Raw genomic sequence first — 21794 nt, 5'->3', positions numbered from 1 at the left:
TGTAAACCCGCTTGGTGATCTCCTGTTTACTACGGCCCAACAGTAGACTTGCGTCGCCGATATCGACGATTTTCGATGCGGCCTTGGGCCGAATGCCACGAAACTGAAACCCTCCTATTTTTGTTGCGCGCATTGAGTCCCCCTGAGGCAGTGCGTTCTGCTGTGCCTGTTTCCTTGCCTTGTCCCATCGACGGCGAACTGGTAACACTGGAGCTGGGCAACGATGACCCGCCCTGAAACCCTCACCGACATCCAGCGCGCCGCTCGGTTCTTCTACCTGCAGCACCATGCCTTTGCTGGCAAGGTGACGGGGCCGACGTTTGGCACTGCGACAACTGGCCCTGCGATTAACCTGCTGCGGATTGAGGAAAACCTATCTGCAGCGTGGCAGCGTCTGTCAGGCACCTATGTGGAGAACCTGGGCTGGCTTGAGTGTGCCGAACGCTACGACCGTGCCCATACCTTCCACTACATGGACCCGCCTTACTGGCAGACGGCCGGCTATGGCGTGGATTTTCCTTTGAAAATTACGAGCGCATGGCTGATTTTATGCGGCGTTGCAAAGGGAAGGTCATGGTTAGCCTCAACGATCATCCGGATATTCGTCGCGTGTTTGAGGGCTTTCATTTTGAGACCGTGGACATTCGGTACAGTGCGGCCAACCAGCGGCAGGGCATGTCGAGTGTTAGCGGAGAGTTAATCATCATGAATTGGCAACCTGACCCTTTGGGATCACTGTTTTGAGTTTTGCGCCGCAGGGGCATCCATAACCTCAAGCAATCTCAAATTCTAGAACTTAAAAAACTCCCAGACCTTGCGTAGAGCTTCAAGAGCGTTGGTAAGCGCAATTATTAAAGCGATCCAGTTCATGATGTTGTCCCTGTTATGAAAATGGACCCTTCTGGGTCCGATATGTCGTTTGCGAAACTCAATGAGACTACTTGCGAGCTATGCAATGGGGTTGGTGTGGCGAAAGATTGTTGGGTATTGTTAAGTTCTTTTAAGCTATTGTGCGGATGGCTTTTGAGTCTATACCGAAGGGTGGGTTTTTTTGTGTTAGCAAGTTGCGTAAGTTATGCGGCTTACGTAACATGCTTAAGCTTAGGGCTGCGTAGGGGGGCAGGTTTCTTTGGGTTGTAGCGGTTGGGTCGGTTAGTTGCTGCTTTGAGGACGGCTCGCTCGAGTTTCATCCGTATTCGCACAATAACGCAAGACCGCAGCAATGCAAACACGTAAAGACGTAACTGCGTAGCTAAGGCAGAAGGTAGAAAGGAACAGATGTGCAGAGGTACAGAGTGAAGAATTAACGAAATAACGAAATAGCCTTCGGAAAGTTAAATAAGGGGATCTTGGTGTTTGCTCATTTTTGAGTAAGAGCCAACTGATTTTAGCGGCTAAAATTTTCCTCGACTAATGCTGCCGTTGAGACAACCTATTTTTCATCTGGCTGTAGAATCAAAAAGGTTCCCATGGTTCCGAACGCTACCGATTGCTTTGTCCACGGTGTATCACTCAAAATCGTTAGCCATCCTTCCGTGCTGAACGAATCGTCCGCACATACGAACCTCTCCGCCTATCGAAATCCCCTACAGAAATTGACCGCAAGCGCCCTACAAAGTTAACTGTGCATTCGTACAGTATATGTAAAAGGCCGCATCATGAGCTTCACCATTTTAGGCCCTATCGCAGAGGCAGGCGCTAAGCTGCCTATGTATTCGTTCCAGGTTCCGGCCGGCTCTCCTTCGCCGGCAGCGGATCATATTGAGCAGCACATCATCATTGGATAAGGTCCTAAATATCCTAGCGTCCCACGTGTACCTGGTGGCAGTCAGGGTTTTCACACCAGCGCACCGAAAGACTGGCAAGCGCCTGGCGAATGCTGCTCCAGATATCAGCACAGATCGCGCCTTTGTCGCGCAAGGTTTGGCTGGTACAACGCGTACGATGGAGATGTCTACAGTCCCGAGGGCAGTCCACTAAAGTCCTGAAGACGACTCGTGGGAGGCGATCAGTGTTTGTACCATTTGAGGAAGCGATGTTGCCAGGTGATGAGCACCAATATGGCGGCTTTCGTCTGCACCCTTGAATACAATGAACAATTGGATAGCCAGCGTCTCATAGTTCTTGAACCCTGCGGCACGGCACATTTCGATCAGATGATTAACGTGCGCCTGATTGACTTCCTCAATCGCTAGCCTTGCGGGGTGTTGGGCATCCCTTGCATCTATTGCCCTGTCTATAAATTTGCAGCTCAGATCTCCTGGCGACTGCACATAGGAATACATCATTTCCACCCAGCCGTTGAGTTCCGCCCGCGGATCATTCGGATGCGCTTTCTGTAATGTTAGCCATGCAGCCTCACTTGCTTTGTGTTGCTCTCGAATGGTGGCTGCGATCAACATCTCCTTAGAGGAAAAGTGTCGATACAAGGTCATTTTGTTGCTATGCGCTGCTGCTGCAATCGCATCAACGCCGACAGCGTGGACTCCGTATTTGTGAAACATCTCTCCTGCTGCACGCAAAATTCTCTCTCGTGGCGGAATTGACCTCGCCAATTTTTCTGCTGGCGATACCTGGTCCGTTGAAGTTTTAGCCATCACATAACGCCTTTTTTTGATATTGACTCCCTTTGCGCTTGACGTGTTACTTACCGGTAAGTAACATTGCTCGAAAGGGTGAAATTACTCCTTAGACTATACCGTGAATCTAGCTGGTTTTGTGCGGGAGGACGCAGGTGGTCAAGGTGTGCGCTCAAGCTAAGCCGGCACCGTATGCGACGGGTTGAGCCTTGGTTTCAGCCGATTGCCTTGGTTTGGAGCGGGGAAACTGTAGGGTAAGACCTGCTTGCTAGATATCGGTTGTTTTGTCGAGCGCTTTATCGAGAAAACCGCATAGGTGGAAAGCATAAATGAAATGTAACGCATCGCTTTGAGCGAACTCTAAGCCTGTAACTCTCTTTGTTTTTAAGGAAACCTTATGCCTTCATCTTTAAGTTCTCGTTTTCTTCGCCAGCCGTTTGAAGTCGAGTTCATGCGCTGGGCTCTAGTTTTTATATTCCTTATGTTTGGCTACACTAAATGGTTCGACTACGAAGCCCAAGCATTGATCCCGCTGATTAGTAATAGTCCTCTTCTTTCGTGGATGTACGGTGTGTTTGGTACTCAGGGCGCAAGTTATGCTCTGGGAGCAGCTGAATGGGCTATCGGTCTGGGTCTGGCCATCGGTGCATGGTCGCCGAGGATTGGACTGATTGCCGCCGCAGGCTCCTTTCTGACCTACCTGACAACCGCCAGCCTGCTTCTCACCACTCCCGGTGGCTGGGAGGCCTCGGCAGGTGGTTTTCCGGCCATGGGCGGCGCCACCTCTTTCTTGATTAAGGATCTGGTGTTGATGGCTGGTTCGTTGGTGTTGTTCAAGAACGCGGCGCAGCAACTGACGATCCACTCTAGTTAGTGTGATGCGGGGCGTGTAGCGGTCCAGCCTGAACCGGTTGGTAGTCCACTACAACAGCAAGTAGACCGATGATAGGAGCGAAGCGCACGATCAAGCACTTCGATTTTTTCTACCTTGAACGAAAACGAGCAATGCAGTGAGAATCTTCTCACCAGCAAAGTTCCTAGGAGGATGAATGGCTAGAGTAATGCCCTATGGGCGGATGATGGCAGCCGTGGTTTTGGCTGGCACCTGTGCCCTTGCTTGGGCCATTGAGAAGCCAACCGATGATGTCGAGCCGCCTCTCCCGGCAGTGAAGCTCGTTTTCAACGAAAACGGTGAGGCAGCCCTTCCTAAAGGCTACCGCTCGTGGGTACATGCCTATGCGGCGTGGGAATCCATCACTGTAACCCCCCTAGACAGCACCGTAACGAAGACGCCCGAATTCCATAGCGTCTATGTTGAGCCAAACACTTATCGGACCTTCATGAAGACAGGGAGATGGCCGGAAGGCTCTCTGATGGTCAAAGAGTTCAGTATTACTAGTATTGATTCGAAGAACTGTGATGGACCGCCAGCGTATGTTTGCAATTTGGGTGGTAGCAAGGTTATTTTTTCTCACGGACAAACAGGCCTTAGCCTAATGCTCAAGGACACCAAGCGCTATCCCAATGAGCCGGGTGGTTGGTCGTACTTTAGTTTTGGACATCAGGCACCGCCCTATGAACAGTTCTCCCCAGCGCGAGCGCGAGCTCAGTGCGCCCAATGCCACATCGATCATGTAGGGCCCAAGTACGACTATGTATGGTCCGCAAAGCTGAACCAGCCTGGTTTTCAGAGGGACGGCGGCGCCGCAAAACTTAATCTAGAAGCTGCTTTCGCCGAATAGTAACTGTGAATATTGGTTGTCCAACAAATTAGCAACTTTTGCAATGCAAATGAATCTGGAGCTAAGTCTGCGCAAAATTTGACCAGGGAACATTCAGTGCCCTGTAACTTAGGAGTTCGTTATGAACAAGCTTAACCGCTCGATGATTATTAGTGTTTTTGCTGGCCTTCTCATCTCATCGGCTGGTACCGCATTAGCGGGTTCCGGGCCTGATATAGATAGCATCGTGCGCCAGTTTCATATTAACTATTCAAATAACCAAGTCGAAAAAAACGGTGCTTTAGTCGCGGACGACATCGTTGTTGAACTCAATGGTGGCGCCTCCAGTGGGCCTAACGGTGCGACTTTTAAGGGGCGCAAAGAGTTTGTTAACTGGCTTAAGCAGGACAAAGTAATCTTCCCCGATAGTGTGATCACCGATCATGAGGTAATCGTATCGGGTAATAAAGCTGCGATACGTTTTACCCAAAAGGGCACGCATCTTGGCCCGCTGCCTACTGCAGATGGTGACTTGCCTGCTACCGGGCGCAAAGTGGTTATCCAAGCCACCGAATTTTTTACGTTCAACAATGAAGGTAAGCTGGTCCACTTAGAGACGCTAGCAAACGATCTCGGTGCACTTACCCAATTGACGAGTAAGTAGCTGCCTGGCCGCATTGTGCTGGATAAGGGGCGCAGTAGGTTTGCTGTTGGCCTGCCGAGGAGAGTGAAATGGCTTACGATTTTGACCTTTATGTCATTGGTGCTGGTTCTGGCGGTGTGCGGGCTGCTCGTTTTGCCGCAGACTTTGGGGGCAAAGTGGCCGTGGCGGAAAGCCGCTACCTGGGCGGGACTTGTGTCAACGTTGGTTGTGTACCGAAGAAGTTATTGGTCTACGGAGCGCACTTTGTCGAAGACTTCGAGCAGGCCAATGGTTTTGGCTGGTCGCTGGGAGAGGCGAGCTTTGATTGGGCAACCTTGATCGCTAACAAAGATCGCGAGATCAATCGCCTGAACGGCATTTACCGCAATCTATTGCTCAACAGCGGCGTAACCCTGCATGAGGGCCATGCGCGGTTGGTGAGCCCCCATGAGGTGGAGATCAACGGTGAGCGCTTCACGGCCAAGCACATTCTGATCGCGACGGGCGGCTGGCCGCAGATCCCGGACATTCCAGGTCACGAACACGCTATTGGTTCCAACGAAGCTTTTTTCCTCAAAGCTCTACCTAAACGGTTGCTGGTGGTGGGCGGCGGTTACATCGCGGTCGAGTTCGCCAGCATCTTCCACGGCTTCGGGGCGCAGACCACGTTGTTGTATCGCGGTGATCTGTTCCTGCGCGGTTTTGACGGTTCCGTGCGCAAGCATTTGCGGGAGGAACTGACCAAGCGTGGCCTGAACCTGCAATTTAATGCCGATATTGAGCGCATCGACAAGCAAGCCGATGGCAGCCTCAGGGCCACCCTGAAAGACGGCCGCGAGCTTACGGCCGATTGTGTGTTTTATGCCACCGGTCGGCGCCCGATGCTAGATAACTTGGGGTTGGAGAATGTCGGTGTCAAACTGAATAAACTTGGTTTTGTCGAGGTCGATGACCTGTACCAGACGTCCGAGCCGTCGATCCTTGCCATTGGCGATGTGATCGGGCGAGTGCAATTGACGCCGGTAGCGTTGGCTGAAGGCACTGCGTTGGCTCGTCGCTTGTTCAAGCCCGAGCACTATCGTCCAGTGAATTATGCGATGATCCCGACGGCGGTGTTCAGCCTGCCCAACATCGGTACTGTCGGCTTAAGCGAAGAACAGGCTAAGGCAAACGGCCACAACGTGCAGATTTTCGAAAGTCGCTTCCAGCCAATGAAACTGAGGTTGACCAAGTGCCAGGACCTCACTCTGATGAAACTGGTGGTCGACGCAGAAACAAACGAGGTCCTCGGTTGCCATATGGTGGGGCCGGATGCGGGTGAGATTATCCAGGGGCTGGCAATCGCGCTCAAGGCGGGCGCAACCAAACAGCATTTCGATGAAACTATCGGTGTGCACCCAACGGCCGCGGAAGAGTTTGTCACCCTGCGTGCCCCCTTGCCGAGCTGATCATGTCTATCTGGACACTGCTGCTCGTAGCCCTCCTTACGTTTACGATGGGCCTCATTGTCAACCAGGCCGGGACATGTCTGGTTTCTGCTGCGCACGAATTGCTGCACAAACGTCGCGCCTGGCGCGTGGGCGGGCTCGCCCTGGCTGTGATGGCGTCCACGGCGTTGCTTTTACCGTTGTCCTGGATGTCTTCGCCCACGCTAGAGCTACCGCCTGTATTTTCGGTCGAACTTACCTTAATCATCGGTGCCGTGCTTTTTGGTATCGGCGCGTTGGTTAACGATGCATGTCTTCTAGGTTCGTTGGCGCGATCCGGTAACGGTGAGGTCCGGCTGGTCGTGCTGCCGGTCGGTTTGGTCGCTGGTTTCCTGTTGGCCGAGCGCGCGCGCGCGGGGCAGCACGTGGGCCAACCATCTGTCTTCAGTGAACCCACATCTGTGTCGGTCACGGCGTACTGCCTGGTGGTATTGGTATGCATTGGATTGCTAGCTGCGTTCAGGAGAGCTGAACGGCGCCAAGGTGTTCGACCCGGTAGCGGACGGCGGATGGCCTTGATCGGTGCGGCCGCAGGACTGCTGTTTGCAATCGAGCCCAGGTGGACTTTAGCGAGCCTTGTCGACAGTGTGGTTACAGGCAGCGCCGGCACCGTATCCTACATGACGGTATTGACGACGCTAGCAGGAAGCGTGGTAGCCAGTCAGCGATTCGGTACCTTTAAATTCGAGCGGCCAACTGCGTGGGCGCTGGCGCGTACACTCGTTGGTGGAGGGCTAATGGGGGCAGGCGTGGTCCTGATGCCCGGCGGCAATGATTCGCTGCTATTGCAGTCGTTGCCGAGTGCCTCCCTGAGTGCATTTGTGGCCCTGACTCTAATGATGGCGGCGATCTTGTTGCCAATGGCTGTCGCCAGGCACATTGTAGGTAGGGCATCCAAGCTATAAGGCGCGTCCCGTGTTTAACCTGCTAGACATGTAAGTATGGGTATTTGAGCAAGTAATAACGGGTTTATCCCCCAAAATCCCCCACATACTCCTACACAATCGGGGTGTGAGCGATGCGACGTAGCGAGAGGCTGCTTATGACCCAAAGCGGCCGATCGCCGCTTTGGGCTAGCGGTCAAAAGAGGTCATAAAGTGTCTGCAAAAGCTGGGACGATTCAAGCGTCTTCTTCACATGGGTACGGCGGATTCACTTCAGGAATTCGTGCCTCGAATTCTTCGGCCAGCCATTCATATTTTGGGCGTACTCTCGCGTCGTCTTTGAACTGTTCCCGCAGTTTTTCGATCTCTGCTGGCGCTTTCAGCATTGAGTGTCGGAACTTACGAAGAACTTTCTCACCGGACATGACCAGTGAACTGTCATTCAAAATATGCCTGAAAGCAGTCGCAAGAGAGGCATAGTAGTAATCACCATCTTCTTGTATGAATGACTCGAACAGTCTAAATGTATCGACAGTTCTGTACCGTTCGATGCAGTGCTTATCAATCAAGAATCTAGGATGGTCGGCCTTCTTGGATTCAAGGAAGTATGCTTGATTCATTGCTGGCCCGAACATTGGACCACCTTGGATGTGGACAAGCATTCCGACTGTCACACCACCGCGAAGCAATAGGCTATGTGACATCCACATCATTGCGCTAATTTTAGTGAGTAGATCCATGACCATTTGAGACGCAATGATATCATCAGCGCGGGCAGATATAACTAAGCTGTCAGAAAAGTAGTTAATGCTGACCGGATGCATTTGTTGCTGAATTGTTGACATGTATCGAGCGGTTTCTCGAACCCGCTCTACCTCTTCCGCAGGGATTAACTCTAAATTAACGGTAGTGACAAGCTCCGCTTCTATCTGTGTCGGATGCATCGCCATCAATGCATTAAGGATCTTCTGGGGAAGATCAGGTGTGACGGCGCTTTTCTCTACTAGGTTGCCAAATCCCAAAATATCAACAAAAGCAATGAACCGTTCTTCGTACATCTTGATCTTCCCTGTTAAAGCTTGATGATTATGCTAATGGTTTCTAGAGTCCGCCCAGCTTTTGTCGACACCCATGTCCGCTCCTGGCCGATTACTGCCTGCGAGCACCTTACTCTGCTCGCGTTGGGATTACCGGCTGCAAACCTGAGATCGCTTAGGCTTGGCCGGAACTCGAGCCCTTGAGCTTGGCTAAGCCCTGTTTGATGTAGCCGGCGTTTTCACCGATCACGAACAGAGCACCACGTACGTTATTACCGACCTCGCTCAAGCCTTGCTTCTCGCTTTGGAGGGCCAACTCCATCACGGCAGCTTCCAACGCAAGCTGATTCTCGTACATTCTTTCGAGCAAGCCCCGTAATAAGTATTCCCCTGACACGTGCTCTGCTCCGTCGAAAATAGCAAAGCATAGCAGTGGTCCGCCAGATTGCAGATTGCTTGGAAATCGCTTGCAGATCGGCTCCAGGTTCTGCGATCAGCGATAGCGGTAAGGCTGCGTCCGATTCGTCATCGGACGACATGGGAACTCGAACTGTCTACGATTTTGTGCATTGTGGCGGATGACACGCTTGCACTGAGTCTCGCAATGTGGATTCCATATGCGCACTCAATCTTAGGGCAAATTTAGGGCAAAACTCAGGCCGCTGTAGGCCGTTTCTGTCCTTGCAGCTTACCCATAACCCAATATAATTGCGGCCTAGAGCGGGTTGGGGGGTGGTCAGGTCGGGTTCGAATCCCTATCTATGGAGTCAATGGCTCTGATTGGTGGCCAGATAAGCAGTCGGCTAGCAGGTGTGCATATGTGACGAGAACTTTTATTATTTCCTCAAGTGTATCGTTATAAGAAAATGGTATGTCCGGATGGCCGGCTCGTTCGAGGAGTTTAATGAGGTTGTCGTTACTTGGAGGTATGTAGGAGTTTATCGTGTTTCTATACTTCTCTTTCTCTGGCGTGTTGATGTTGGACTCGTTTAAAGTTTTCTCAATAAATTTTTCTTTATTGTCGATTCTACCGTTATTGTGAACTATTGCATGTCGAAGTTTTTCTATAAAGGTAATGGCAAACCTAAAATTGACATTTTGGCAGTTGGTTTTTTCTAGTTTTTCGAGGTCTCCTAGCTTTTTCCTGAATTGGATTAATATTGACGATGGTTTGTTTTTCTTTCTTTCTTTTGTATAGTTCAGGTGCCATTCATTATTTAATTTATAAATTTCGTGAAGTGTAAGTGCTCCGTAGTCAGATAGAGGCCAGAAATTCTTGTCGCGAAAACCTATGTCGGCGTAAAGCTCTTCGATGTAGTCTTCGAAAATCTCGTAAGCCTCAGCTAATATCCATTGATACTGCTTGTTTCTATGTTGTAATTCGAAATTTATTTGGTCGTCTATATTTTGAGCCTTCTTCCCGTAAGAGAGTAGTTCGTTGGTTTTTGCAGAATAGAAGAACATCCTATTTATTGATCTTGGAATGTTCTCGTAAGGGCTGTCTTGTAAGGCTTCTCTCTTTTTTGCCTCATGTAAGTTTTCAAGATTTTTGTCACTATTGGAGCGGGCAGCACGCTGCAGTAGAATCAATTCAGAGGTTTTAGTGCAGAAATTGTTAAATATTTCTTGGGGGCTCATTTGAACTCATCTCCTTAAGCTTCGTACCAGTTCGGATGCGCAGTTAATTTCGAACAATACTTCTGTCCTTTGCCTGCCTCTGGCAGTTAGCTGACCGTTACCACAACATTCCCCTACCTCGAAAAATCATTGCGAGGATTGTTATTTTTTTTTGCCAATTTCCAGAAAGGCAGTCAGGTACTGATCGAGAATCCCGGCGTGCTCTAACATTCGAAAAGAATTTCTATGAGCAGCATTTTTTTCATGGGCTTCAGTGATACTGCACCATGAGCATTGCTTCAAGTTAGAATTTATTTTTGGCTCTTTGCACGATTCACATCTTTCATTATGCGGAACTATTTCTTTGCCATTAAAGATGTATGTTTTATTTTCACTATCTAGGAAGTACGGGGTTGTGGTGCTTTTGCCGATGCGCTTTTCGTAATAATTGCATCCTACTACTTGTGATATTTCTTTTATCTTGTCCTTCAAGGATTGTGATGCTTTTGCGCCAACAATTAAGGATGTTACGAAGTTTGCAGGGAAGTAGAGAAGCGATAGAGTTTCGTTGATTTTATCGATGTTTTTTTCGTTAACGATGAGGCGTCTTTCCTGCTCATAGCTCCAGCACGTTTGTTTGGAGAAATAGGCGGAGCTTCCAATCGCTTGCTGTAGCCACCCTATATGCCTCGGTTTAGATACTACATATGCACGATCAAGCATGCCCTGCATTCCTTCGTGAGGGCTGTCTCGGTAATCAATGTCTCCAAAGCTTGGGTCTGAGTTTTTTGATTCGAGCCACTCGTCAAGTGCCGCTTCATTTATTTGGGCGACAAACCCCTGAGAGTTTGATGCGTAATGAGCCCACATTGGAGTGATTAATGGAGATTTTGCAAAGCAGGTAACTGGCTGTTGAGTTACCATTGAGATCATTTCGTTGTAATATGCGAGAATTTCAGGGCCTTGATTGTAGTCGATGGTTAAAAAGAACTCGAATGGATCATTATAGTCTTTCAAGTAGGAAAGCTTTAAGCTACATGTTCCATCGGCTAACAAAAATTTGTCAGCTATTTCCGGGCCCATGTACTTATACAAATTGTTGTTGTCTTCCATGATCAAGTTACCTCGGCTAAGCATGTGATGGTTTTATTGACGAAGGCAGAATGCCATCTTTAAGCACCTGACTGGAAGAAAAATTAAATTTAGGAGGGGGATTGAGGAAGGGGAATACAAGAATGGCAGTTTATCGACACCTCTCAAGAAAACCAAGCATAGCAGCGTCAGTGCCGTGACAGGCACCAGAGATAGGTCGCTTAAAATTTGCTACAGGGCGGGAAGGACAGTTGTCAGATTACGTATGGTCAGCGGATGTGTGGACCCCTGGTATCAAATGCCAAATACGTACGTATGCCCTAGTCGAACGCGAAAAAATTAACAGTTTAGAGAGACGAGTGGCCGGTGCTGGTACAAAACTGGTACGGGGCAAATCGTTGTCGGCTACAGGCTAGATAGAGAAAGGGGGTAATCAGTAGTCAGTTCAATCCAGCACCGATAAAGCCGTTGGTATTGCTCCTGCCTGGCAGCAATCGACCCAAAGCGGTCAATGAGTTACCCGCGATAGCAGCACCGAATGGCTATCCAGTGGCGGGGTGGAGGCAGTTTCTCTCACCGCGCCTGTATCCCATAAATGCGGGCCTTCTGTGTCTATCGGCTCCATCGTCCGAATGATACGGTCTGAATTTATTGCATTTCGATGAGGCAACAATGGATCTCACTGCAATCCCATTTGGTACCACCGATTGGTCAACGATAGAGCCGGTGGCACATGCCGGTCAGACAGGCACAGCCTATTGGCGTACCTGCCAGTTTGGTTCAGAGCGTGTGCGGATGGTCGAATACAGCCCTGGATATCTGGCGGATCACTGGTGTTGGAGGGGGCACATCCTGTTGTGCCTGGAGGGTCAGTTGCATACTGAACTGGAAGATGGTCGTCAGTTCACACTGACGCCAGGCATGAGCTATCAGGTGGGCAATAATGCTGAGGGACATCGGTCATTCACTTCGATCGGGGCGAAGTTGTTCATTGTGGATTAGTCGTGGGGGCGACATGTAAAACGCCCCCCAAATCCGTTGGCACCTGATGCGTCCGCAATCTGGGGGTGGAAATACTACGGTGCAGATGACTGTTCCTGGCCGAAAGCAGTCACAAAGTATTTGTAATTCTTTAGGCAATTCTGTGGCTTGCCTTCATTCGACTTGATGCTCGAGAGGACAAAAACGGTTCCCAAACTCAAAACGCACCCCTTGCAGAATGCGGTCTGTAGCCTGACCGGTTGCCATGAGTAATGGAACTCCGACGGGTTTCAGGGCATTGGCCCGCTTGAATTTGCATAGCGGTCTTGAAAACCGGCGGACGTTAATTGCGTCTCCAGGGTTCGAATCCCTGGTTTCCCGCCAAGATTTACACGAAAGCCTCGCGAAAGCGGGGCTTTTGCGTTTCTGGGGTTTGGGTGTGCTGATAATCAAATAAACGCTGTTTTTCGCATTCATACCTTTACCTTTCAAAGACGAACCACCATTCGTCTAACATCCGGCACTCTCCATCCGTTGCTTCCTCTCAATCTTAAGCACGGATATCCCGAGCGATACACGGAGAGCCAGCATGGAAATCAACGAGAAAGCCCCAGGCAACATTTCCCAGCAAGCGGTTACCCGGGGCACCGATAACGAGACAGGGCATGACCCGCGGCGCGATGAGGACAATGTCCCGCTGCCGCCGGACGACGAGGCACCGCTTGAGGAGGACATGTCGGATGTAGACGCGGCCGATTCCGTAGCAAGTGAACATCCCGACACCTGAAGGCGTTCAGGCAAACGAGCCCGGCCCTGTGCCGAAATGCCGTTGTAGGAGCGAGCTTGCTCGCGAAAAACGTCAACGATAACGCGTGTTTCCTGATTGAACGCGGCGCCTGTGAGTTTTTCGCGAGCAAGCTCGCTCCTACAGGGGGCGATGTGCTGGGCTTTGTCTGCTGGGCGTTTGTTGGCTCGGGTAGGTGATGGGGCACCGTGGTCTCGTTCACCTCCTTGTTGCTGTAGTCCGATGCTGATCCGACCCGCACCGCTGCACTTTTTTGCATTTTGCTGATCTACCCCTGTCCCAGCCACCCGACTCCTGCGCGTGGCCCACAGATCAGACCCGGTGCCGATGGATCGAACGTCAACTGTTTTTACCTCCCGATGGCCGCTGCTGCTTGCTGCGGTTTTCGCGCTCTGCGCAACAGGTTGCAGCCAACAACAGGGTCGCGATATCGCCAGGCAGTTCAGCGACGGCAAGCCCGACGAATTCTTCCAGACCAGCGTCGACCGCATGGCCACCCTGGGGATGCGTGACAACCTGCAAAGCCTCTACTTGCTGATGAGCAAGCTCTACCTGCGCAACCCCAACCAGTGGCGTCAATCCGGGTATCCGGATGCAGTGACCGCCGCCCGGCAAATCCGCCAGGCCATCGAAAACCGCCAACCCTTGCCCGCACTGGGAGACCGGCGTGACCTGGCTGCCCTGAGTTATTCTTTGAGCCCTGACTTTCGTGGCGACCGCGTCGGCGCGTTCATCTATGCGATTGGCAGCATGCTCGTGACCGCTCACGGCGGGCGTACGCAGTTTTATGTGACTGACTCGATCAATCCGCAGTTTGTCAGCAATGCGGCGCGCAATATCGAAAAGGCCACCTGGTTGCTCAGCCAGCGTCAGGATGCCAACGGCGTGCTGCTGTTGTTTTCCAACGAGATATCAGAGGAGGGCAGTAACCTCAGTTTTGCCGTTGAGTTCGGCAAGATCGTCGCGCGTTTGGACCTACTTACCCAAATCCTTGATGAGCGCTACCGGCGCATTGGCCTCAATTACGCACAAAGTCTGTTGCTGATGAACTTCCTACCGGTGCAGTGAGGCCATCGCATCGACCAATTGGTGCGGTGTTTCCCTTTCGGCTGTAGGAAGCGGCCTATCTTGCCTCCGGCGGCTTGAAAGGCTTGCCTGCGGGCAATAGCCTCGGATTTTTCTTAAACACGAGGCCCTCCCTTGGGTAAACGAAAAACGGTTTGGCCCACGGATCGCGAAATACGCTTGCGGTTTATCCTCTATGCGGTGATCGATGCCGCGACCGCCCAGGGCGTGTCTGCCGAGTTATTGCTGCCGGCGCATAAGTTATTGCGTGACTCGCCCACGGAAGTCCAGTTGCGCGACACCTTGGGGGAGATTCTCGCCACTGACGAAATGTATGGCTTCCGCTTTCCCCCGGGGTCGGATGCCGATGACCTGATGCGGGCATTGGCAACGCCTGACGACCAAACCTGATTCATCCTGTTTTTAAAACGCCCCTGTCCGTCATCAAGGAGTGACCTGACGGGCATGCCTGCCTTCCCATCACTGTTCGCGTGGTGGGTTTGGCCCGGCACGTTCCCGGATTCCAAGGACCTGCCCCAATGCTGCTGCGCCACCCCCCGTTTATTTTCGCCGCCTTGACCCTCAGTTCGCTGGTACAGGCTGAAAGCCTGCAATTGGCGCCGGTTGAAGTCACCACGGCTGAGGCCAGCGCCGCAGAAATCGCCCAGGCACAACTCAAAAGCGTGCCCGGCGGCACCAATTACATCGATATGGACAGCGTGCAACAGGGGCGGGTCAGCACCAACGAGGATGTCTTCAAGTACCAGGCCGGTGTGTACGCCAAGGCGGCCAATAACGAAGGGGTGAAGGTGTCCATTCGTGGCTCGGGCCTGAACCGCGCCCCCGGTGCCCATGCCTCCGGCCTTTATGAAATGTTCGACGGCCTGCCGCTTACCGGCCCAGGCGGCACGCCCTATGAGCTCAAGGACCCGCTGTGGCAAAGCCGGGTAGAGGTGCTGCGTGGCGCCAACGGGTTCGATCAGGGTGCATTGGCCTTGGGCGGTGCGGTCAACTACGTCACCCGCACCGGCTTGGACGCGCCCAAGCTACAGGTGCGCTATGAGGTCGGCAGTCGCGGCTATGCCCAACGTGAAGTCAGTTCCGGGCAAGTGCTGGGGGACGCCGACTATTACATCAGCCTCACCGATTCGGAGTTCGACGGTTATCAGCACCAAAGCGCCGGCAGCGGCAAGGGCATCGCCGCGAACTTCGGCTACCGCTTTAACCCGGACCTGGAAACGCGCTTCTACTTGCGTTACCGCGAAACCACCAACGATTCACCCGGCAGGCTCACGCGTGACCAGATCAACCATGATCCGCGTGCCGCCAACAGCCTCAACGCCGCCCGCGATTCAAAGCGCCTGCAACCGGGCTCTACCTGGATTGCCAACAAGACCACCTTGCGGTTGGACGATAATGCGCGGGTCGAGGTCGGGCTGGCCTATCACGATTACCCCATGGACCTGCGCGAAGGCACCAACCGCCTCAAAGTTGCCTACACCGATATCAGCGGCACCCTGAATTACATCCGCCAGGACAGCCTGTTCGGCCATGCCAGCACCACCACTCTCGGCCTGCGTACTACCCAGGCGATGCCGAACAATGGCGCGTCGGAATACGTCCGCATCCCTGCGGGCAATACCGCCATTTATGCCCCCGGCACCAAGACCCGTGACTACAGCTACCTGGGCTCCGACACCCTGCTGCATGTAGGCAATGAGCTGGAACTGGTTGAGGATCTGTGGCTGACCACCGGCCTTGCCGCCATCTATACGCGCCGCGAAACCCAGGTCACTTACCCTGACGGCCAGGCACCGCTCAGTCAGCATGATTGGGATTACGCGCCGCGCATTGGCCTGCGTTACGACTTCACCCCGCAGTTGCAGGTCTACGGCAACCTGAGCCGCTCGGTAGAGCCACCGCACGCGTGGTCGATGATCTGGGGTTCGAACAAATACTTTGGCCCGGGCAGTGGGGCAGCCACGGGGTTGCAGCGCAAAGGCGTGAAGCTGCGTAATCAGACCGCCACCACCCTGGAAGTCGGCGGGCGCGGTGAAGCCTGGCTCGGCCAATGGGACCTGGCGCTCTATCGCTCGGAAGTTCGCCACGAGCTGCTTTCTGTAGAGACCCAGGCCCAGACTGCCACCAGCAACGCTATCATCGCCGAATCCAACGCCAGCCCCACCGTGCACCAGGGCGTGGAACTGAGCCTGCTCAGCCCGCTGTGGGACGGCGGCGGCAGCGGTGAGCTCCAGCTGCGCCAGGCCTACACCTTCAGCGACTTCCACTACCGCGACGACGAGCGTTTCGGCGACAACACCTTGCCCGGCATTCCCAAGCACTACTACCAGGCGCAACTGCGCTACAGCCACCCGACGGGTTTCTACACCAGCCTCAATACCGAGCATGCATCACGGGTAGCGGTGGACTACGCCAATTCCTACTACGCGGCGGCCTACACCACCCTCGGCGCCACCTTCGGCTACGACGCGCCCAAGCAGGGCTGGCAAGCCTGGGTCGACCTGCGCAACCTCACCAACCGCCGTTACGCCAACACCGTCACGCCGGGCTACGACGACAAAGGCATGGACGCTGCACGCTCCACCCCCGCTGATGGGAGGGGTATCTACACCGGCGTTTCCTGGAGCTGGCGTTAAATCAACCTTCGTGTTGGCGCAGGCGCTTGTACAGGGTGTTGCGACTCACCCCCAGCTCTCGCGCCAGGTGGGAAATATTCCCGCCCACGGCTTCCAGGCGTTGGCTCAGGTCGAGACTTTCATCCAGGTGTTCAGGTTTAGACAGCGGCACTGTCGCCTGCATATCCACAAAAAAATCATCGGGCAGGTGCTCTGCGCGGATCGGCTGCTCTTCGGCCATTGCCAGCGCCACCTGCAACACGCTGCTCACTTGGCGTAAATTCCCCGGCCACGGGTGTTGCTCGAATAGCCTTAGCACCTCGGCGCTCAGCCCGGCCCATTGCGTCGGCTCGCGGTGTTGTTGCCACAGTTGCTGGAACAGCGCCTGCTTGTCGGTACGCTCGCGCAACGGCGGCAATTCAAGGGTCAGGCCGCCGATGCGGTAGTACAAATCCTCGCGAAAGCGCCCGGCCTGCACCAGCTCGCGCAGTGCGCGGTTGGTCGCCGAGATGATGCGCAAGTCCACCGGGAATACCTCGCTACTGCCCACCGGCTGCACACAGCGCTCCTGCAATACCCGTAACAGGCGGGCCTGGGTGGGCAGCGGCATATCGCCGATTTCGTCGAGAAACAGCGTGCCCTTGTCGGCCTTGCGGATGAGACCGATGCTGCCTTTTTGGTTGGCGCCGGTGAAGGCGCCTTTTTCGTAGCCGAACAGTTCCGATTCCACCAGTTCTGCGGGAATCGCCGCACAGTTCACTGCGATTAACGCCTGCCGGCTGCGGGAACTGGCCTGGTGCAGGGCTTTGACGAACACCTCTTTGCCCACGCCGGTCTCGCCGTGAATCAACAACGGAATGTCCTTTTCCAGCAGGCGCTCGGCCTGGCGCACGGCTTTTTCCACGCGCACATCGCCAAAATGCAGGGTTTGGAGGTTGATCGAGGTCGGTGCTGGCGGCTGCGGTTGGCTGAACACCCGGGCCTGCACCGGCATCTGCCTGGGGCGCTTCAACAGGCACTGGAACCGATTGCGTCCCGCCGCTTGCAAGGCAAAGGGCAGCCCTTCCGGCTGGTTGAGCAACTCCAGCAGCGACACCTTGAATAGACTGTCGATCATCACCCGCGAGAGGCTGATGCCCAGCAGGTTATCCGCACGCCGATTGGCCGAGAGCACCTGGCCGCTTTCATCAAAGATCAGCAGGCCGGCCCATTGGCTGTCGAGATTGCTCAGGCCGGTGTTGAAGGTCAGTTGGAAATGTTCGCCGCGAAACAGGTTGAGGATCAGCCGGTTTTCCACGGTCTGGCTCATCATCTTGACCATGCCCAGGGTGTGGGAGGGCGGCAGGTAACTGTCGCTGGACACGTCCAGCACCGCGATGATTTCGCGCTGGGCGTCGAAAATCGGTGCCGCGGAACCGGTCATGAAGCGGTTGGCCTTGAGGAAGTGTTCATCGTGCTCAATATGCACGGCCTGGGCGCAGGCCAGTGCGGTGCCGATGGCGTTGGTGCCACTGGCGCGTTCCATCCAACTGGCGCCGGGGCTGAAGCCACGGGCCAGCGTGGGTTCGATAAACCGCTGGGTGCCCCACGAAGTCAGCACCTGGCCCTGATTGTCGGCCAGCATGATCAGGCAATTGGAATTGCTGAGGATGTTCTCGTAGTAGGGCAATACTTCCTGGTGGGTGGTCTGCACTAGGGAATGCTGGCTTTCCAGGAGTTGGCGTATGCCTTCGGCGGGCAGTTGGTCAAAGCTGGGGGCGCTCTGGTGGTCCAGGCCGTAGGCGCGGCAACGGCGCCAGGATTCCTGGATAAGGGTGTCGTGGGTCAAGGGTTCGGCCATCGTGCGACCTTCTTTATTATTGTTGTCGGGTCTTGCGCCATCTAACGTCGGACATCGAACAATGTGGGAGCGGGCTTGCCCGCGATGGCAGAGGGTCAGGCACTGCATCTACAAACTGATGCACCGCCATCGCGGGCAAGCCCGCTCCCACATTTGATCTTCGTCGCGCATAAAGTGTTGTTCACAACTGTTCATTGTCAACCCCGGCAGTGTTCAGTTGTTCAGCCGGATTGTTCACTCCTGAACATCATGATTCACCCATCTCCTTACACATCAAGCGCTTGCGGTTTTGGCACGAAACTCGCTCTGACAACGCACCAGATTCATTCCAATAATAAAAAAGGTCGTGTCATGTCATTGACCCTGGAACATGTCTCCCGCGTTGTCGACGGCCAAACCTGGATCGACGACGCCAACCTGCGGTTCGAAGCCGGTTCTTTCAACGTCCTGCTCGGTCGCACCCTGTCCGGCAAGACCAGCCTGATGCGCCTGATGGCCGGCCTGGACAAGCCCGACAGCGGTCGCATCCTGATGAACGGTGTGGATGTCACGCAAAAGCCGGTACGCCTGCGCAATGTGTCGATGGTCTACCAGCAGTTCATCAACTACCCGACCATGACCGTGTTCGAGAACATCGCCTCGCCGTTGCGCCAGGCCGGTGTGTCCCAGGAGGTGATCCAGAGCAAGGTGCTGGAAACCGCCAAGATGCTGCGCATCGAGAAATTCCTGCAGCGCCACCCCCTGGAATTGTCCGGTGGCCAGCAACAACGCACCGCCATGGCCCGCGCCCTGGTGAAAGATGCCGAACTGATTCTGTTCGATGAGCCGCTGGTCAACCTGGACTACAAACTGCGCGAAGAGCTGCGCCAGGAAATGCGCGAACTGTTCAAGGCGCGCCACACCATCGCGATATATGCCACCACCGAGCCCAACGAAGCCCTGGCCTTGGGTGGCACCACCACCATTCTTCACGAGGGGCGAGTGATTCAGAGCGGCAAGGCCGCCGAGGTCTACCATCAGCCGCAAACGGTCCTCGCCGCTGAGCTGTTCTCCGAGCCGCCGATCAACCTGATGCCAGGGCGCATCAGCGGCAACGAAGTGAGCTTCGCCAATTTCGTGCATTTCCCACTCAATGTTGACCTGCGTCCTATCGGCGAAGGCGAATTCCGCTTTGGCGTGCGCCCCAGCCATATCAGCCTGGTGCCCAGCAACGATGATGACCTGGAGCTGGCGGTGACCGTGGAAGTCGCCGAAATCAGCGGCTCGGAAACCTTCCTGCATGTGCGCAGTGAGCATTTCCTGCTGGTGCTGCACCTGCCGGGGGTGCATGAATACGATGTCGACGCGCCGATCCGCGTGTATATCCCCACCCATAAACTGTTTGTGTTCGATGGTCAGGGCCGCTTGGTCCAGGCCCCCGGACGCCGTGTCGCGAGGGTTGCCTGATGGCCGAGATCCATTTGCGCAACCTGGCCCATAGCTACAGCCCTACGCCTACAGGGCCAGAAGACTACGCCATTCGGGAAATGAACCATGTGTGGGAGCAGGGCGGTGCCTACGCCTTGCTCGGGCCGTCAGGCTGCGGCAAGTCCACGCTGCTCAATATCATTTCCGGCCTGCTCAGCCCGTCCGAAGGCCAGGTGCTGTTTGATACCCAAGTGGTCAACGACTTGACCCCGGAAAAGCGCAACATCGCCCAGGTGTTCCAGTTCCCGGTGGTGTACGACACCATGACGGTGTTCGACAACCTGGCGTTCCCACTGCGCAACCAGGGCATGGCCGAAGCGAAAATTCACAGCAAGGTGCAGGAAATTGCCGAAGTCCTCGACCTGCAAAACCTGCTGAGCAAAAAAGCCCGCAACCTCACCGCCGACGAAAAACAGAAAGTCTCCATGGGCCGTGGCCTGGTGCGCGATGACGTGTCGGCCATTCTGTTCGATGAGCCGCTGACGGTGATTGACCCGCACCTGAAGTGGAAACTGCGGCGCAAGCTCAAGCAGATTCACGAGCAGTTCAATATCACCATGGTCTACGTCACCCACGATCAGCTGGAAGCCTCCACGTTCGCCGACAAGATCGCGGTGATGTACGGCGGGCAAATCGTGCAGTTCGGTACGCCGCGTGAATTGTTCGAGCGGCCCAGCCACACCTTTGTCGGTTACTTCATCGGCAGCCCTGGGATGAATCTGATCGAGGTGCAGGCCAAGGCTGGCGGTGTAGGATTCGCCAATACCCTGTTGCCGCTGTCCGAAGCGATGCAGCAACGTCTCGACACCACCGACTATAAAAAGCTCCAGGTCGGCATTCGTCCGGAATTTATCCACGTGTGGGACGAGTACAACCCTGACGCCCTGCAAGCCGACGTCGTACATGTGGAAGACCTCGGCACCTACAAGATCATGACCCTCAACCTCGATGGCGCCACCCTCAAGGTGCGCCTGGCCGAGGACAAACCGGTGCCGGAAGGCAAGGCCTCCGTCAGCTTCCCCGCGCAATGGCTGATGCTCTACGCCGACGATTATTTGCTGGAGGTGGCGCCATGAACAAGGTGCAGAACAACAAGGCCTGGTGGCTGGTGCTGCCGGTGTTCCTGCTGGTGGCGTTCAGTGCAGTGATCCCGATGATGACCGTGGTCAACTATTCGGTGCAGGACATTTTCGACCAATCCAGCCGCTATTTCGTCGGAGCCGACTGGTACAAGCAGGTGCTACTCGACCCGCGCCTGCACGACTCGCTGCTGCGCCAGTTCATCTACTCGGCCTGCGTGCTGTTGATCGAGATCCCACTGGGCATCGCCATCGCCCTGACCATGCCCACCAAGGGCCGCTGGTCCTCGCTGGTGCTGATCATCCTCGCCATTCCCTTGCTGATTCCGTGGAACGTGGTCGGCACTATCTGGCAGATTTTTGGCCGTGCCGACATCGGCCTGCTGGGCTCGACCCTCAACGCCCTGGGCATCAGCTACAACTACGCTGCCAACACCATGGACGCCTGGGTCACCGTACTGGTCATGGATGTGTGGCATTGGACCTCTCTGGTAGCACTGCTGTGCTACTCAGGTTTAAGGGCCATTCCGGACGTGTACTACCAGGCTGCGCGGATTGATCGTGCATCGGCCTGGGCGGTGTTCCGACATATCCAGTTGCCGAAGATGAAAAGCGTGCTGCTGATCGCGGTGATGCTGCGCTTCATGGACAGCTTCATGATCTACACCGAACCCTTCGTGCTCACCGGCGGCGGGCCGGGTAATGCCACCACTTTCCTGAGCCAGACGCTTACTCAAATGGCCGTCGGCCAATTCGACCTGGGCCCGGCGGCGGCGTTTTCCCTGGTGTACTTCCTGATCATCCTGTTGGTGTCCTGGCTGTTCTACACCGCCATGACCCATTCCGACGCCAACCGCTGAG

At 54.4% G+C, this 21794-nt stretch carries 19 protein-coding genes and 2 pseudogenes; 15 read left to right on the top strand and 6 right to left on the bottom strand.

Features of this window, described 5'->3' with window-relative positions; all coding sequences use genetic code 11:
- Window positions 1-208: 208 nt before the first annotated feature.
- Window positions 209-744: pseudogene (locus tag GIV26_RS02670) on the top strand (DNA adenine methylase); the annotation flags it as partial.
- A gap of 914 nt (window positions 745-1658) precedes the next feature.
- Window positions 1659-1830, top strand: a pseudogene (locus GIV26_RS02665) (peptidase S24); the annotation flags it as partial.
- 146 nt (window positions 1831-1976) lie between these two features.
- On the opposite strand, the gene GIV26_RS02660 reads toward GIV26_RS02665, so the two are convergent.
- Window positions 1977-2597, bottom strand: a complete 621-nt coding sequence (locus GIV26_RS02660) for a TetR/AcrR family transcriptional regulator (RefSeq protein ID WP_236279453.1) — start codon at window positions 2595-2597, stop codon at window positions 1977-1979.
- 379 nt (window positions 2598-2976) lie between these two features.
- On the opposite strand from GIV26_RS02660, the gene GIV26_RS02655 reads away from it, so the two are divergent.
- The 5 genes from GIV26_RS02655 to GIV26_RS02635 all read left to right on the top strand — a co-directional run bounded on the left by GIV26_RS02655 (window position 2977) and on the right by GIV26_RS02635 (window position 7335).
- Entirely contained in the window at window positions 2977-3453 is a 477-nt protein-coding gene (locus tag GIV26_RS02655; protein ID WP_236279452.1) for a YkgB family protein, read from the top strand.
- Between the two features lie 175 nt (window positions 3454-3628).
- Window positions 3629-4321, top strand: a complete 693-nt coding sequence (locus GIV26_RS02650; RefSeq protein WP_236279451.1) for a cytochrome P460 family protein — start codon at window positions 3629-3631, stop codon at window positions 4319-4321.
- Between the two features lie 121 nt (window positions 4322-4442).
- Entirely contained in the window at window positions 4443-4964 is a 522-nt protein-coding gene (locus GIV26_RS02645; protein WP_236279450.1) for an ester cyclase, read from the top strand.
- Window positions 4965-5032: 68 nt separating this feature from the next.
- Window positions 5033-6391 carry a glutathione-disulfide reductase gene (gene gorA / locus GIV26_RS02640; protein WP_236279449.1) on the top strand — a complete coding sequence of 453 codons (1359 nt, stop codon included), beginning with the start codon at window positions 5033-5035 and terminating at the stop codon, window positions 6389-6391.
- A gap of 2 nt (window positions 6392-6393) precedes the next feature.
- Entirely contained in the window at window positions 6394-7335 is a 942-nt protein-coding gene (locus GIV26_RS02635; protein WP_236279448.1) for a YeeE/YedE thiosulfate transporter family protein, read from the top strand.
- Window positions 7336-7550: 215 nt separating this feature from the next.
- On the opposite strand, the gene GIV26_RS02630 is transcribed toward GIV26_RS02635, so the two are convergent.
- From GIV26_RS02630 to GIV26_RS02615, 4 genes are all read right to left on the bottom strand, one after another.
- The gene (locus GIV26_RS02630) at window positions 7551-8372 is read right to left on the bottom strand and encodes a hypothetical protein (RefSeq protein ID WP_236279447.1); all 822 of its coding nucleotides are present in this window, start codon (window positions 8370-8372) and stop codon (window positions 7551-7553) included.
- A gap of 154 nt (window positions 8373-8526) precedes the next feature.
- A complete protein-coding gene (locus tag GIV26_RS02625) occupies window positions 8527-8748 on the bottom strand; it encodes a hypothetical protein (protein ID WP_236279446.1) in 222 nt (73 codons plus the stop codon).
- Between the two features lie 362 nt (window positions 8749-9110).
- Entirely contained in the window at window positions 9111-9989 is an 879-nt protein-coding gene (locus GIV26_RS02620) for a hypothetical protein (RefSeq protein WP_236279445.1), read from the bottom strand.
- Between the two features lie 141 nt (window positions 9990-10130).
- Complete coding sequence (locus tag GIV26_RS02615; RefSeq protein ID WP_236279444.1) at window positions 10131-11081, bottom strand: DUF2971 domain-containing protein; 951 nt, start codon at window positions 11079-11081, stop codon at window positions 10131-10133.
- 651 nt (window positions 11082-11732) lie between these two features.
- Between GIV26_RS02615 and GIV26_RS02610 the strand changes: the two genes are divergently transcribed.
- The 5 genes from GIV26_RS02610 to GIV26_RS02590 all read left to right on the top strand — a co-directional run bounded on the left by GIV26_RS02610 (window position 11733) and on the right by GIV26_RS02590 (window position 16568).
- Window positions 11733-12062, top strand: coding sequence for a DHCW motif cupin fold protein (locus tag GIV26_RS02610; RefSeq protein ID WP_236279443.1), 330 nt, complete (start codon window positions 11733-11735; stop codon window positions 12060-12062).
- A 568-nt stretch (window positions 12063-12630) separates the two neighbouring features.
- Window positions 12631-12828: a hypothetical protein gene (locus GIV26_RS02605; RefSeq protein WP_032896718.1), complete on the top strand. Its 198-nt coding sequence runs from the start codon at window positions 12631-12633 to the stop codon at window positions 12826-12828.
- Window positions 12829-13173: 345 nt separating this feature from the next.
- Complete coding sequence (locus GIV26_RS02600) at window positions 13174-13914, top strand: hypothetical protein (RefSeq protein ID WP_003192025.1); 741 nt, start codon at window positions 13174-13176, stop codon at window positions 13912-13914.
- Between the two features lie 132 nt (window positions 13915-14046).
- The gene (locus tag GIV26_RS02595) at window positions 14047-14322 is read left to right on the top strand and encodes a hypothetical protein (RefSeq protein ID WP_054898274.1); all 276 of its coding nucleotides are present in this window, start codon (window positions 14047-14049) and stop codon (window positions 14320-14322) included.
- Between the two features lie 128 nt (window positions 14323-14450).
- The gene (locus GIV26_RS02590; RefSeq protein ID WP_236279442.1) at window positions 14451-16568 is read left to right on the top strand and encodes a TonB-dependent receptor family protein; all 2118 of its coding nucleotides are present in this window, start codon (window positions 14451-14453) and stop codon (window positions 16566-16568) included.
- Window position 16569: 1 nt separating this feature from the next.
- On the opposite strand, the gene GIV26_RS02585 is transcribed toward GIV26_RS02590, so the two are convergent.
- Complete coding sequence (locus GIV26_RS02585) at window positions 16570-18387, bottom strand: sigma-54-dependent Fis family transcriptional regulator (RefSeq protein WP_236279441.1); 1818 nt, start codon at window positions 18385-18387, stop codon at window positions 16570-16572.
- 351 nt (window positions 18388-18738) lie between these two features.
- Here GIV26_RS02585 and GIV26_RS02580 point away from each other — a divergent pair, with 351 nt between their 5' ends.
- From GIV26_RS02580 to GIV26_RS02570, 3 genes are read left to right on the top strand one after another with little or no spacing between them, the layout of a single operon-like run.
- Entirely contained in the window at window positions 18739-19833 is a 1095-nt protein-coding gene (locus tag GIV26_RS02580; protein WP_014718865.1) for an ABC transporter ATP-binding protein, read from the top strand.
- The gene (locus GIV26_RS02575) at window positions 19833-20930 is read left to right on the top strand and encodes an ABC transporter ATP-binding protein (RefSeq protein ID WP_054898271.1); all 1098 of its coding nucleotides are present in this window, start codon (window positions 19833-19835) and stop codon (window positions 20928-20930) included. Before GIV26_RS02580 ends, GIV26_RS02575 begins: the two co-directional genes overlap by 1 nt.
- Window positions 20927-21793: a carbohydrate ABC transporter permease gene (locus GIV26_RS02570; protein ID WP_003192014.1), complete on the top strand. Its 867-nt coding sequence runs from the start codon at window positions 20927-20929 to the stop codon at window positions 21791-21793. The genes GIV26_RS02575 and GIV26_RS02570 overlap by 4 nt, the downstream gene beginning before the upstream one ends.
- Window position 21794 lies beyond the last annotated feature (1 nt).

Source organism: Pseudomonas sp. PA-1-3F (genome assembly GCF_021609665.1).
Lineage (GTDB): Bacteria > Pseudomonadota > Gammaproteobacteria > Pseudomonadales > Pseudomonadaceae > Aquipseudomonas > Aquipseudomonas paracarnis.
Note: the sequence above shows the minus strand (reverse complement) of the source record. Positions and strands in the feature narration are given on the sequence as shown.